Below are 14,514 nucleotides of genomic sequence, written 5' to 3'. Positions count from 1 at the left end.
ATTATATATAATAAAAATGTACAAGTCGTGTTGACCAAATAACTCATTAAAACTAAATCGTAAGAAAAAAATAATGTTAAAACTGAGTAATTTAACGAGTTAATCAAACTAATGATGAATAAAAAATAGAACCAATCTTTCATGGGGCTTGGTCTGATTGTGATATTTCTTATATATGCTGTAGCAATACATATTAAAGTATAGGATAAACTACTTATTCCTAGGGGTAAGCCCACAACAGTGTCATTCAGCAAACCTGCAATAAATACAAAAAGATAATCAAAATGTTTAAAATCCTTTAAGGTAAAGAAAAAGATTAGAATGAATGGAAAATTAAAAGAAAAGTAGTCAAGTTTTAGATAATTAAAATCAAATTCATTAAGCACTGAAACAAATAATAAAATTATTGGTAACCAGGTATACAACTTAGAAAATGTTCCTTTTGTCTTTAAATTAGCCACCAGTTCTACCTCTATTCAAAACGCAACTCCTATATTCTTCAGTTCCAACATTGAAGCCACCTGTATTTAAAAAAGATTTTCTACATTTATGACCATGATCTAAATTCAATTTTAAAAATTCTAATTCTTGAGTATCAATGTTGAATTGATCAATTTTTTGCTTTTGTGAGAAAATTTCATTGTTTAAGACCGAAATTTGATTATTCAAATCATTTATTTCATTAATCAAATTTTCATTTTCTTCGATAAATTTTGAATTGGTTTCTTCAATAATTTTAAGTTCATCCTCTAAAATTTTTAATTTTGTCTCTTCAAGTTCTTCACTTTTATTTTCAATTGTAACTGTATCTGGCTCAACTTGAGGAATTTCAATTTGAGTAATTGTTTCTGCAAAAACATACTTTAATTGTGTAAAATCGCTGTAGAATTCAACGTTGTATCTATTGGAAGAACCACTTTTTTCAGATCTTAATTTGCCTATTGGTACTCCACTTTTAAATATTGCACCGGTACCTGAAGTATAAACTATACTTTCATCAACTAACTCCTCTGACAAACCCGCTTTAATATATTTAATTTGTCCATAATTTTCTCCAGACCCAGTGACGATTGCTTGAATATTCTGAGGTGCAATTGTTACTGGAACGTTAGAGTTTAAATCTGATAATAATAATACCCTTGATGTCTTATAATTTACCTCAATTACTCGACCAACTAAATACGATTGATCATAAATATTGGTACCTATTTTGATATCATCTTTACTGCCTTTATTTATGATAACACTTTTTAAAAAGGGGCTATCATGATCAACGATAATTTTTGCTAAGATTTTATTTGAGCTTGAAATATAATCATCAATTAACACCTTCAGCTCTTGGTTTTCATACTGAATAATTTCGTTAGATACAAAATCAGATTTAAGATTGTCCAGTTCGTCTTTGTTTTTTTGATATTTATTAAAAAAAGTTGTGTATTCAATAATGTTAATAACAGAATTTCTAGCAAAGTTTTCTGGTATAGAAACTATAAAAGATGATCTGTAAACCAACTCACTCAATCCAGCTTTCAAGTACCTTACTGCTTTAAAGTCTAGGCTAGATAAAATAATAATAAATATGGAAATAAATACTAAAGTAAGAAGAGAAAATTTTTGCTGAGTACTTTTTTTTAAAAAAGCAGAACGAATTGCTATTATAAAATCATCTCTGCTAGAGGCCATTACTCTTAATATTCAGTCAACATAGTCGAGAATGTTTGTTCTTGATCGAGAGCTTTTCCAGTTCCAACTGCAACGCAAGATAATGGATCATCAGCAATATGAACTGGCAAACCTGTTTCCTTAGAAAACCTTCTGTCTATATTTTTTAATAAAGCTCCACCACCCGTTAAAGTTAGTCCCATATCAACCAGGTCGGCAGATAATTCTGGAGGAGTGCTTTCTAAAGCATCCTTAATTCCATTAACCATCTCTTTTAAAATAATATTCAATGCTTCTGCTGTATCTTCCTCTGTAATGTTAACTTCTTTTGGAGTTCCAGATCTTAGATCTCGTCCCTTAACTGCATAAGTATTATTATTTGTAGGAATAGCAGTACCTATTTCTTTTTTAATTTTTTCAGCAGTACTATCACCGATCATCAAATTATATTCTTTTCTCATGTAGTTGACCATTGCCCCATCCATTGCATCTCCTGCTACTCTTAAAGATTTAGAATAAACTAGACCTCCTAAGGACATGACTGCAATTTCAGTTGTCCCACCACCAATATCCACTACCATTGAACCAGTTGCTTCAGATATTGGAAGATTAGCCCCAATTGCAGCTGCAATTGGCTCCTCAATTAACTGAACTCTTCTTGCGCCCGCGGCTAAAGCACTATCTTGAATAGCTTTTCTCTCAACAGGAGTTGAGCCTGTTGGAACACAAATTAAAATTCTTGGATTAGCAAACGTACTTCCTTTATGAACTTTTTTAATAAAGTGTTTTATCATTTCTTCTGTAACGATAAAATCAGCAATTACACCATCCCTTAAGGGTCTAATCGCTTGAATATTTCCAGGAGTCCTTCCTAGCATCGTTTTAGCTTCATCTCCGACAGCTAAAACTTGTTTTTTTCCTGATTGATCAACAATTGCAACAACGGAAGGTTCATTTAAAACAACCCCTTGTCCTTTAACAACCACTAAGGTATTAGCTGTCCCAAGGTCAATTGCCATATCTTGACTCCAGATTTTCTTCATTCTATCAAATAGGCCCATTAAAACACTCCTTTTACTTTTTTAGGTTCTATATTTTTATAAAGAGATTTCTTTTCTCTTTTAATTAACATTTTATTTAATGCATTAAGGTAAGCATTAGCTGATGCTACTAAAGTATCTGTATCAGCTGATTGTCCAACAGTAGTTCTGTCATTCTCCTCAATTTTAACACTGACTGTAGCCTGTGCATCTGTTCCTTCAGTGACTGCGTGAACTTGATATAAAGACAACTTAACATCATGTGGATAAAGCTCCTTAATACATTTAAATATTGCATCAACAGGACCATCTCCTGTTTGAGTAGTATGTTTTATATCGCCAAAAACATCTAATGTCATTTCAGCTCTTTGTGGCTCACCGGTGCCAGCAAAAACTTTTAAAGACTTTAAATTTATCGCATTAATTTTGTTGTCGATAATCAAGCTATCATCAACGAGAGCGACTATATCTTCATCATAGATATGCTTTTTTTTATCAGCTAAAATTTTAAACTTTCCAAATGCCGCTTGAACAACATCATCAGTTACATCAGCATAGCCTAAATCACTCAACTTATCTTTAAAAGCATGTCTTCCAGAATGTTTGCCCATCACTAATGATGTTTTTTTAACTCCAACACTTTCTGGTGTCATGATTTCATATGTTTCTCTATTTTTTAGCATTCCGTCCTGGTGGATCCCTGATTCATGTGCGAAAGCATTTTTTCCAACAATCGCTTTATTAAATTGAACTGGAAATCCTGTTGCATTTGATACAATTTTTGAAGCTTTACTAATTAATTCTGTTTTTATACCTGTCTGATAGGGCAATAAATCATCTCGTGTTTTAATCGCCATAACTATTTCTTCTAAAGCAGCATTACCTGCTCTCTCACCAATTCCATTAATTGTGCATTCAATTTGTCTTACTCCAGCTGACAATCCTGACAATGCATTTGCAACTGCTAAACCTAAATCATTATGACAATGGGCTGATATAATTGCTTTATCAATATTTGGTACATTATTTTTTATAAGTTTAATAGTTTTTGCAAATTCTTCTGGTATTGAATATCCAACTGTATCTGGAATATTTATCGTTGTAGCACCACATTTAATTGCAAGCTCGATTGTCTTGTACATAAAATCTAAGTCTGTTCTTGTGCCATCTTCACAAGACCATTCAACATCATCTGTGAATTTTTTTGCATAAGTAACACTCTCTTTAATAGCCCCCAAAACTTGTTCGTTAGTCATATTTAATTTATGCTTCATATGAACGGGACTTGTTGAAATAAAAGTATGTATTCTAAATCTTTTCGCAAATTTTAAAGATTCGTGACAAGCATCAATATCTTTTTTAGTTGCTCTTGCCAAACCACAAGGAATAGAATTCTTAACACTTTTGCTTATAGCGCTTACAGCCTCAAAATCACCAGGAGATGATATTGGAAAACCTGCTTCTATAATATCAATACCCATTTCATCAAAAACTCTTGAGATTTGAATTTTTTCCTCAACACTCATTGAAGCTCCAGGTGATTGCTCACCATCTCTCATAGTTGTATCGAAAATGAATACTTTATCTTTCTCAGCCATAACAAAAATTTTTGTTTTTGAAATATACAACCTCTCGTTTAGATTGCAAAAGTAAAATACAGAATTTATCCCAATTTGGAACTAAAATTTACTTCTTGTCACTATCAACTAATTTCTTCTTCCCAATCCATGGCATCATAGCTCTCAAATTAGCCCCAACTTTTTCAACTGGATGTTCAGCTAATTTTGCCCTTGTAGCAAGAAAGTTTTTTTGACCATTTTTACATTCATCCATCCATTCTTTTGTAAATTTACCAGATTGAATATCAGCCAAAACATCTTTCATTCTTTTTTTAGTTTCCTCTTTATTTATCACCCTAGGACCAGATTGATATTCTCCATATTCTGCAGTGTTTGAAATAGAGTAATTCATATTAGCAATTCCACCTTCATAAATAAGATCAACAATAAGTTTTACTTCATGAACAGTTTCAAAATATGCCATCTCAGGCTCATATCCAGCTTCAACCAAAGTCTCATAACCATTTTTTATTAATTCAACTAAACCACCACAAAGCACAGTCTGTTCCCCAAATAAATCTGTTTCAACTTCGTCTTTAAATGTTGTTTCAATAATCCCTGATCTACCACCACCAACTGCTGAAGCATATGACATCGCTAAGTCTCTTGCTTTACCAGAACCGTTTTGATGTACTGCAAACAAACATGGCACTCCCCCACCTTTTTCATACTCACTTCTTACCAAATGACCTGGTCCTTTTGGAGCAACCATAAATACATCTAAATCTTTTCTAGCTTTAATTAGATCATAATGAACATTCAATCCGTGAGCAAAGGCAATTGACTTTCCCTCTTTAACTCTTTGCTCTATATGGTTCTTATAAATTGAAGCTTGTAATTCATCTGGTGTTAAAATCATTACAACATCTGCCCACTCAGCGGCATCAGATAAATTCATAACTTTCAATCCTTTTGACTCTGCTTTAGGTATGCTTGAGGAACCCTCTCTCAATGCAACTACAACTTCTTTAACACCACTATCTTTTAAATTTAAAGCATGTGCATGTCCCTGACTGCCATAACCAAATATCGCAATTTTTTTATCTTTGATTAAATTTACATCTGTATCTTTTTCATAAAACATTTTCATAATTTTCTCCTCAATAATTAATTAAAAACTTTATCACCCCTTGTCATAGCAACAGCTCCAGTTCTAGAAACACTTACTAAACCAAATTTTCTTAAATTTTTTGCCATCTTGTCTATTTCTCTTCTTAATGCAGTAATTTGAATAACATTTGATTTTTTCGTTTTATCCAATATTACAGCATCATACTTTTTACAAGCATTAATAGCTTTTTTGATTTTCACAGAGCTGCCGACAACTTTAAATAATGCCATTTCCTTAAATATTACGCCCTTATCATTCCTTTTAAAATCTGCCACTTTATGGACTGGAACAAGTTTTTTTAGTTGCAATTTAATTTGATCAATTACTTGAGGTGTCCCAGTCGTGACTATTGTAATTCTTGATATACTTTTTTTTGCATCCACCTCAGCAACTGCAAGTGACTCGATGTTATAACCTCGACCAGAAAACAATCCTACAACCCTTGCTAAAACTCCAGACTCATTGTCCACCCAAACAACAATGATGTGTGTATCTGATTTTTCTTTTTTCGAAGAAACACTATATGCAGATTTTGGATTTGCCATACTTAAACTAAAGCTTTACCTTTACCGGTAATTTTATTTTCTTGTTTTTCACTTGGCCCTAATATCATTTGGTTATGAGGTTTTCCTGAAGGGATCATTGGAAAACAATTTTCATTTGGATCTACTCGACAATCAAAAATAACAGGTCCATCAAACTCAACCATTTCTCTAATTTTTTCATCCAATTCATCTGGTTTTTCAGCCATTATACCCTTACAACCATAAGCCTCTGCCATTTTTATAAAATCAGGTAAAGCCTCAGTATAACTTTCAGAGTAATTTTTCTCATGTAACAATTCTTGCCATTGTCTCACCATTCCCATGTATTGATTATTTAAAATAAAAATTTTTATAGGTAGATTATATTGAACTGCAGTAGACATCTCCTGCATTGTCATTAAAACTGAAGCTTCACCTGCAATATCAATTACTAATTTTTTTGGATGGGCTATTTGGACACCCACAGCGGCTGGTAATCCATATCCCATTGTTCCAAGTCCTCCAGAGGTCATCCAACGATTCGGTTTATTAAATTTATAATGTTGAGCTGCCCACATTTGATGTTGACCCACCTCAGTCGTGACATAAGTATCTTTGTGTTTTGTAAGCTCGTACAATCTCTGAACTGCATGTTGAGGTTTTATGGTTTCATCACTGTTTTTAAAATGAAGTGAATTTTTTGTTCGCCATTTTTGGATCTGTTCCCACCATTTAGCAATTTGTTGCTTGTTTGATTTTTTCAAATCTAAGTTTTTTTTCTTTAGAGTTTTTGTAATTCCTTTTAAAACCTCTTTAACATCACCAACTAATGCTAAATCAACTTTAATGATTTTATTTATTGATGATGGATCAATATCGATATGAACTTTTTTGGATTTTGGAGAGAACTCGTCAATTTTACCAGTTATTCTATCATCAAATCTAGCACCAATATTTATTAATAAATCACAATCATGCATCGCGTTATTGGCTTCATAGGTTCCGTGCATCCCAAGCATGCCTAAAAATTGATTATCATCTCCTGGATACGCACCCAAACCTTGCAGTGTTGAAGTTATTGGAAAACCTGTAAGCTCTACAAGTTCTCTTAAAACATTGCTCGCCTCTGGTCCAGAGTTTATAACTCCACCACCAGAATAAATGATGGGTTTTTTTGATTTGTTCATAAGACCAATCAAAGTATCAATTTCCTTTTGTGAAAAATGATTTAACGATTTTCCATTTAGTTTTTTTTCAATTTTGGGTTTTGAATAACTCATTTTAGCAAACTGAATATCTTTAGGTATATCGACTAAAACTGGCCCCGGTCTTCCTGTTGTTGCAACTTTAAAAGCCTCATGAAGAGTTTTTGATAAATCTTTAATATCTTTGACTAACCAATTATGTTTTGTACATGGTCTTGTAATACCTGTTGTGTCACATTCCTGAAATGCATCTGTTCCAATTAAATGTGTTGGCACTTGTCCTGATATACAAACTAGTGGAACAGAGTCCATATATGCATCTGTTAATGCGGTAACAACATTGGTTGCTCCAGGACCAGAAGTAACAAGTACAACACCTGGTTTGCCTGATGATCTGGCATATCCTTCCGCAGCATGACCTGCACCTTGTTCATGTCTTACCAAAATATGCTTAATAGTATTATGATTTTTTAATTCATCATAAATCGGTAATACTGCGCCACCTGGATAGCCAAAAATAAATTCAACGTGTTGATCTTCAAGACATTTGAATACAATTTCGGCACCTGTATATAATTTAGACATTCAACCAATCTAGCTGAAGTTGTGCTTATTGGTCAAGAATTAGTACGTGATATCTAAATTTTTTTTAAAAATTTATTTAGGTCCTCTGACTTTATTTTGTTCCAATCCATCATATTACCTCTGCCCCAAGTAGATTGTCTTTTTGCATATTGCCTAGTCTTTATTGATATTTTTTGAATTACCTCTGATATCTCAATTTTTTTCTTAAGATATTCTCTAATTTCCGCAATTCCGATAGCCTTAGAGGCAGTTTTAACTTTTGGAACCTTTAATTTTATGAATTTTTTAACCTCTGAAACTGCTCCGTTTTTAATCATATCTTGTGTTCGATCCTCAATTCTCTTAATTAACTCAGTTCTTGGAAAATCAATATAAATTTTAAAGAAATCATCATTTTCATAATCTGATCGTGTACTTTTAAACCAATCATAAATTGATCTTTTTGTAAATAATTTAACTTCATAAGCTCGAATTACCCTCTGAGTGTCTGAAGATTTAACAAAGTTTTTTGATATGGGATCAAGCTTAATTAATTCTAAAAAAAACTTCTTTGTTCCAATTTTTTTATGCAACAACCTTATTTTTGATCTTAATCGAATTGGAATATTTGGGATATTTACTAAACCCTCTGTAATTGCTTTAAAGTATAATCCGGTACCACCTACAAGAATAGGTATCTTTTTTCTTTTTTTTATATCTAAAATCTTTTTATTAACTAATTTTAACCAATCTCCTGAGGAAAAGTTTTTCTTTACATTTTGAAAACCATACAGATGATGCTTAATATTCTTGTAATTTTTTGGTAGTGGTCTAGCAGATAAAATTTTTAATTCTTTATATACCTGCATGCTATCAGCATTAACAATTTCTCCATTTATTTTTTTAGCAAGTTTAATTGCAAAATTTGATTTTCCTGATGCAGTTGGACCATAAATTAAAAAAATTTTGGATTTCAAATCCATTAATTAATCTAATTTAACTCCGATATATCGTCTTTGATTTTGGCTATTGTAGATAACTAATAAAATAGTTTTTTGATTACTATTTAAGACTTGTTTCACTATTTGGTTTAAATCATTTACATTTCTTATTCTTTTCTTTTGAGCTTCTAAAATTACACTATTTACTTCAACGGAACTTAATAAAGGACTATCATTTGCTATCTTAGTAACAACTAATCCAGATGTTTGGTTAGGTAAGTTTCTTGATTTTATATCTTCTTTATTAATCTGCCTCACAGTTATTTTTAAGTCTTTTATCTCTGTTTCTTTAGGACTTTCTGCTTTTTCTGAAACTTTAAAATCTTCTGAGGTTTCTAATCTTCCAAGTGTAACAATTTTAACAATTTCTTTTTTATCTCTCCAAATTTTTACTTCTACTTTTTTCCCAACCGCAGTTCTTGCGACAATCATAGGAAGTTCGTTCATCTGATTTATTTTTTCTCCATTAAATTCTAAAATAATATCACCAGCTTTTACTCCTGCTTTATCAGATGGACTATTTTCTGCAACACTCGCAACCAAAGCTCCACGCGGTTTGTCTAATTTTTCAACTTCAGCAATTTCTTTTGTAACATCTTGAATTCTTACACCTAACCAACCTCTTTTTGTTTCCCCAAACTCTATTAACTGATCAATAACTATTTTTGCACTATTTGAAGGGATTGAAAAACCAATTCCAATTGATCCGTTTCTTCCAAGTATGGCAGTATTAATTCCTATCACATTTCCATTCATATCAAACAAAGGTCCACCAGAGTTTCCTTGATTGATTGATGCATCGGTTTGAATATAATCTTCGTATCTAGTTAAACCTATCGATCTATTTCTTGCAGAGATAATTCCTGAAGTCACAGTTCCTCCAAGACCAAAGGGATTTCCAATTGCTATTACCCAATCACCAATTCTTGCTTTATCAGAGTCTCCAAATTTTACAGGTTTAAACTTTTCATTTGTATCAAGTTGAAGAACTGCAATATCAGACAATGGATCAGCGCCTAGAACTTTAGCTTTAATTTCTTTGTCACCTACTCTTATGATAATATCATCGGCATCTTGAATAACGTGATTGTTTGTAACAACAATCCCTTTTTCATCTATAATAAATCCTGATCCTAAAGCTGCTGACGGTCTTTCTTGTGGTGTTCCAAATTCTTTAAACATATCCTCAAATGGTGAACCTGGGGGAAATTGAAAAGGGAAAGGATTGGTTTGTGTTTTGACCATTGTAGTTGTTGAGATATTAACCACAGATGGCATCAACTTTTCTGCTAAATCAGCAAAAGAACTAGGATGATTTTGAGCAAACGATTTTAATTGAGGACTTATAATCAAAATAATCGCTATAAATAGTGTATTAATTCTTCTCATTTTAGTTCTTCATATAATAAATAATTATAAAACCTAATACTGCAAAGATTAATCCACCCGATCTTAACTGACTATCCTTAATAAGTTCTAATTTTTTTAACATACTTTTCATTTTTGATGGAAATATGGCATATAAAACTCCCTCAATAAACAAGAATAGACCAAATGCAATGATCAATTCTCTCATGAATAGTTTATTGTGAATTTGGTTTTATATTTCCAAAAAATTTAAAGAACTCACTATCAGGAGATAATATTAAAGAAGTCTCTCCACCAATTAAAGCTTTTTCGTAAGCCTGCATAGCTCTGTAAAAAGCAAAGAATTCTGGATCTTGGCCAAAAGCATTAGCGAAAATATTATTTCTTTTTCCATCGCCTTCTCCTTTCATGATCTCAGATTTTTTTTGTGCATCTGCTAAAATAACTGTTACTTCTTTATCAGCAGTCGATGTAATCGTGACCGCCATTTCAGCACCTTTTGCTCTAAACTCTTTTGCCTCTCTCTCCCTCTCTGTTTGCATTCTTCTAAAGATCGCATCACTATTTGCTTGAGGAAGATCTGCACGTTTAATTCTTACATCTACAATTTCAATACCAAAGTTTTGTGCTTCATTGTTTACACCCTCTTGAATTAAAGCCATTTGTTTCGTTCTATCCTCTGATAAAAGTGTTTGTAGCTCTTGCTGACCTAACACATTCCTAATTCTTGAATTGATAATTGTTGCTAATCTGGATCTTGCAACTCTCTCATTTCCAACTGAGATATAAAACTTAAGAGGATCTACAATTTGAAATCTTGCAAAAGCATCAACAATTAATCTTTTTTGATCTGATGCAATCACCTCCTCAGGTGGTGTGTCTAAATTTAAAATTCGTTTATCAAGAAATACTACGTTTTGAATAAATGGTAATTTAAAGTTCAAACCAGGTTTTAAAATTATTCTTTTTGGATCACCAAATTGAAGCACAATTGCTTGATTAATTTCTTTAACAATAAATATCGAAAAGAATAATGTTGCTACAATAAAAACAGCCAATCCCGCTATAATTTTTCCTGCTTTCATTTTAATTAGTCACTTTCTTTTTTAATTCTGGCAGTGGTAAATATGGAACAACACCTGAACCAGCATTTTTCTCAATGATTACTTTATCAATATCGGCTAATACTTTTTCCATCGTTTCTAAATACATTCTTTCTTGAGTTACAGATTTTGCTTTTTTATACTCATTATAAATAGCTAAAAATCTACTTGCTTCACCCTCAGCTTTAGCTACTACTTCTTTTTTATAAGCTTCTGCAGCTTGTAAAATTTTTGCAGCTTCTCCTCGTGCTCTTGGGATTACATCATTAGCGTACGCTTCAGCTTCATTTTTTGATCTTTCCATGTCTGCTCTGGCAGCCTGCACATCTCGAAACGCATCAATTACTTGATCTGGTGGATCTGCTTTTTGCGTTTGAACTTGAGTGATTTGAATTCCTGATGTGTATTCATCTAAGATCTTTTGGATTATTTCTTGTGTATCTGTTTCTATTAAAGATCTTCCCTCAGTTAAAATTGGCTGAATATCAGATCTTGCGATTACTTCTCTCATCGCTGTTTCGGCTGCAGCTTTAACTGTTCCTTCTGGATCTTGAATCTTAAATAGAAAATTACCTGCATCTTTAATTACCCAAAAAACTGAAAAATCTATATTTACTATATTTTCATCACCAGTAAGCATTAAGCTCTCTTGAGGAACATCTGCTACACCTCCAGCTGCAGATGAAAAACCACTATCTCTCTCTGACCTAAAACCAATATCAATTCTGTTAACTTTAGTTACTTTTGGAGTTAAAACAGACTCTACTGGGAAAGGAATATGATAATTTAAACCTGGTTGAGTTGTTTTAACAAATTTTCCAAATCTTAAAACAACACCTTGTTCATCGGGAAGCACTCTATAAAGACCACTTGCTAACCAAACAAAGCCTAAAATAATTAAAACTAAAATAGCTTGCTTTCCTCCAGACGAACTTCCACCTGGTAAAAACTTTTTAATCTTTTCTTGAAATTCTCTAATAATTTTATCCACATCAGGTGGTCTCGGACCTCTTCCTGAGCCATTACCACTTCCACCTCCACCTGGGGGTGATCCCCATGGACTACCACCTCTTTGTTGAAAATCATTAGACATACATTATGTATATAGTGTCTAATTTCGCAAAAACAAGCTAAGATCAAATAATGTCAAATAAAAAGCCAGAACTAAGTGCCGCAACGGGTAATGAGAGTGGACGAAAGGTATTCACAAAAAAACCAATTATTGGAACAAAATTTACTATAGCTATTTCAAGCGCAAAAGGAGGGGTTGGAAAATCAACTTTTGCAACCAACCTCGCATTAGCATTAAAACATATTGGCTGTAAAGTTGGTTTGCTAGATGCGGATATATATGGACCTTCAATTCCAAAAATGTTTGGGATAAATGAAAAACCAAAAAGTGACGGCCAAAAACTAGATCCTATAATAAAATACGATATACAGTGTATGTCTATCGGGTTTCTCACTGATCAACAAACTCCAATGATTTGGAGGGGTCCAATGGTGACCAGTGCAATTAGAACTTTTACCCAAAAAGTAAATTGGAAAAATTTGGACTTCATAATTGTAGATATGCCTCCCGGTACAGGGGATACACAATTAACTTTCTCACAAGAAATTAAAATAGATGGAGCAATCATAGTTTCAACACCTCAAGAGATAGCTTTGTTAGATGTAAAAAGAGGAATTAAAATGTTTGATAAATTAGGGGTAAAAATTTTAGGACTTGTTGACAATATGAGTTACTTCATTGGAGATGATAATAAAAAATATAAAATATTCGGTGAGGGTGGAGTTCGCAAAACCTCCGAAGAATTTAATAAAGAATTTTTAGGTGAAATACCAATTAATTCTGAAATAGGAAAGACAAATGATAATGGAAAACCAATAGTTGAAGAAAATCCAAATAATGAAATTTCAAAAATTTATATAGATTTTGCTAATAAAATTAAATCAACTTATCTTTAAGATTAAAAGCTTCCATTAACTCATTCCATTCTCTTTTTGACAAACCAGAATTCTCTAAAGAAACATTTTCACCCTTAATAAATTTTTGAATCACAACATTTCCTTTTGCAGAAACCTCTGTGCCGCCCACTCTATAATCCATAAAAGCTTCAAAGGTTGTTGGCACCCACTTTTTTAATGTATCCAACATGATGTCAGCATAAACTCTAATTTCATATTGAGCGTGATGATCTGCTCTTAGTCTTAAAAAATTCATTAAATTTAAAAGATCTGTTTTCCAATACCACTGAGTATAGGTATTTAATGTTAAATTCATTCTTGCAAGTTCTCTGGCTAAACCTTTTTTATTGTTATCAATAGTTGATCCATCATATCTTTCATTAAGCATAGTTTCATAATTTGAATAAGTTCTTTCAGCATCATTTTTCAAAAGTTCTAATACTTCTCTCGCTTGAGTTCCCTCAAGAACATCTCCTCTTCCTTGTCTATTACTTGTTGATTGAGCTGCTAAATTTTCAGAGGTTGGTAAATAAAATTCTTTATCCAAAATAGAGTATCTCGCTGAATACTCATTTACATTAGCTGTTCTATGTCTTATCCATTGTCGTGCAATGAAAATGGGTAACTTTATATGATATTTAATTTCACACATTTCAAATGGTGTACTATGCCAATGACGCATCAAGTATTTTATTAATCCGGCATCAGTTGAAACCTGTTTAGTGCCTTTTCCATAGGAAACTCTTGCTGCTTGAACAATAGATGTATCATCACCCATATAATCAACTACCCTTACAAAACCATGATCTAAAGCTGGTATTGCCTCGTAAAGAATATTTTCCAACTCTGAGGCTACAACCCTTTTTGTTTTATTATTTTGAGACTGCTGATTCTCAATTTCCGCAGTTTGTTCTTTGGTTAACTTCATGATTGTTATTGAATCTCTTGCAATTCCTTTTATATTAATAAAGTTGGTTTTCCAACTATGACGATAAACGAATTTCGTAATAACCATTGCGGACGTGGGGGCAGTACCCACCACCTCCACCAATTACAACTTATGGGGGTGAACTAGATTCGACGAGTGACTAAAGGCTATTCTTTCGTTCGGAATTGTTCCTCCGTAAAGGGCTAATTTATAAATGCTAACGAAAGTTACGCAATTGCTGCTTAATTAATTTTTTTTAATTAAGTAAACGGGGTTTGGGGCACCTGGCAACAGAACGCCCCCCCTTTAAATATAATGATGCAAAAGGGTCAATATATTTCTTTAAAAAAAATAAATAAATATTTATAAAAATCAATTAATGAAGACTTTTAAAAAATATATCTATCAAATTTTAATAATC

14 protein-coding genes and 1 other RNA gene are annotated in these 14,514 nt (G+C 32.4%); 2 read left to right on the top strand and 13 right to left on the bottom strand.

What is annotated here, in order from left to right; all coding sequences use genetic code 11:
- From ACTT83_RS05475 to hflK, 12 genes are all read right to left on the bottom strand, one after another.
- Positions 1–461 (bottom strand): rod shape-determining protein MreD (locus tag ACTT83_RS05475; RefSeq protein ID WP_440919096.1); only part of this gene is annotated, 461 nt, incomplete at its 3' end.
- Positions 454–1,683 (bottom strand): rod shape-determining protein MreC, encoded by a 1,230-nt coding sequence (gene mreC / locus ACTT83_RS05470; RefSeq protein ID WP_440919095.1) that lies wholly within the window; start codon positions 1,681–1,683, stop codon positions 454–456. The genes mreC and ACTT83_RS05475, both read right to left, overlap by 8 nt.
- Before the next feature lie 5 nt (positions 1,684–1,688).
- A complete protein-coding gene (locus tag ACTT83_RS05465) occupies positions 1,689–2,723 on the bottom strand; it encodes a rod shape-determining protein (protein ID WP_440917117.1) in 1,035 nt (344 codons plus the stop codon).
- Positions 2,723–4,300: a 2-isopropylmalate synthase gene (locus ACTT83_RS05460; protein ID WP_440919094.1), complete on the bottom strand. Its 1,578-nt coding sequence runs from the start codon at positions 4,298–4,300 to the stop codon at positions 2,723–2,725. Before ACTT83_RS05460 ends, ACTT83_RS05465 begins: the two co-directional genes overlap by 1 nt.
- Before the next feature lie 88 nt (positions 4,301–4,388).
- Positions 4,389–5,411 carry a ketol-acid reductoisomerase gene (gene ilvC, locus ACTT83_RS05455; protein WP_440919093.1) on the bottom strand — a complete coding sequence of 341 codons (1,023 nt, stop codon included), beginning with the start codon at positions 5,409–5,411 and terminating at the stop codon, positions 4,389–4,391.
- 17 nt (positions 5,412–5,428) lie between these two features.
- Positions 5,429–5,977 carry an acetolactate synthase small subunit gene (gene ilvN / locus ACTT83_RS05450; protein ID WP_440919092.1) on the bottom strand — a complete coding sequence of 183 codons (549 nt, stop codon included), beginning with the start codon at positions 5,975–5,977 and terminating at the stop codon, positions 5,429–5,431.
- Between the two features lie 2 nt (positions 5,978–5,979).
- Complete coding sequence (locus ACTT83_RS05445; protein WP_440919091.1) at positions 5,980–7,746, bottom strand: acetolactate synthase 3 large subunit; 1,767 nt, start codon at positions 7,744–7,746, stop codon at positions 5,980–5,982.
- Positions 7,747–7,799: 53 nt separating this feature from the next.
- On the bottom strand, positions 7,800–8,708 hold the full coding sequence (gene miaA / locus ACTT83_RS05440; protein WP_440919090.1) for a tRNA (adenosine(37)-N6)-dimethylallyltransferase MiaA: 909 nt from the start codon (positions 8,706–8,708) through the stop codon (positions 7,800–7,802).
- 3 nt (positions 8,709–8,711) lie between these two features.
- On the bottom strand, positions 8,712–10,115 hold the full coding sequence (locus ACTT83_RS05435) for a Do family serine endopeptidase (protein ID WP_440919089.1): 1,404 nt from the start codon (positions 10,113–10,115) through the stop codon (positions 8,712–8,714).
- Between the two features lies 1 nt (position 10,116).
- Positions 10,117–10,302 (bottom strand): DUF2065 domain-containing protein, encoded by a 186-nt coding sequence (locus ACTT83_RS05430; RefSeq protein WP_440919088.1) that lies wholly within the window; start codon positions 10,300–10,302, stop codon positions 10,117–10,119.
- A 7-nt stretch (positions 10,303–10,309) separates the two neighbouring features.
- Complete coding sequence (gene hflC / locus ACTT83_RS05425) at positions 10,310–11,179, bottom strand: protease modulator HflC (RefSeq protein ID WP_440919087.1); 870 nt, start codon at positions 11,177–11,179, stop codon at positions 10,310–10,312.
- A 1-nt stretch (position 11,180) separates the two neighbouring features.
- The gene (hflK, locus tag ACTT83_RS05420) at positions 11,181–12,290 is read right to left on the bottom strand and encodes an FtsH protease activity modulator HflK (protein WP_440919086.1); all 1,110 of its coding nucleotides are present in this window, start codon (positions 12,288–12,290) and stop codon (positions 11,181–11,183) included.
- Between the two features lie 50 nt (positions 12,291–12,340).
- On the opposite strand from hflK, the gene ACTT83_RS05415 reads away from it, so the two are divergent.
- Entirely contained in the window at positions 12,341–13,165 is an 825-nt protein-coding gene (locus ACTT83_RS05415; RefSeq protein WP_440919085.1) for an Mrp/NBP35 family ATP-binding protein, read from the top strand.
- Here the strand turns inward: ACTT83_RS05415 and thyX are convergent.
- Positions 13,146–14,093: an FAD-dependent thymidylate synthase gene (gene thyX, locus ACTT83_RS05410; protein WP_440919084.1), complete on the bottom strand. Its 948-nt coding sequence runs from the start codon at positions 14,091–14,093 to the stop codon at positions 13,146–13,148. The genes ACTT83_RS05415 and thyX overlap by 20 nt on opposite strands.
- Before the next feature lie 4 nt (positions 14,094–14,097).
- Here thyX and ssrA point away from each other — a divergent pair.
- Positions 14,098–14,399, top strand: a transfer-messenger RNA (tmRNA) gene (gene ssrA / locus ACTT83_RS05405).
- Positions 14,400–14,514: the final 115 nt, after the last annotated feature.

This window comes from Candidatus Pelagibacter sp., assembly GCF_052049775.1.
In the GTDB taxonomy this organism is placed as follows: domain Bacteria; phylum Pseudomonadota; class Alphaproteobacteria; order Pelagibacterales; family Pelagibacteraceae; genus Pelagibacter.
This window is presented reverse-complemented; position numbering and strand designations above follow the sequence as displayed.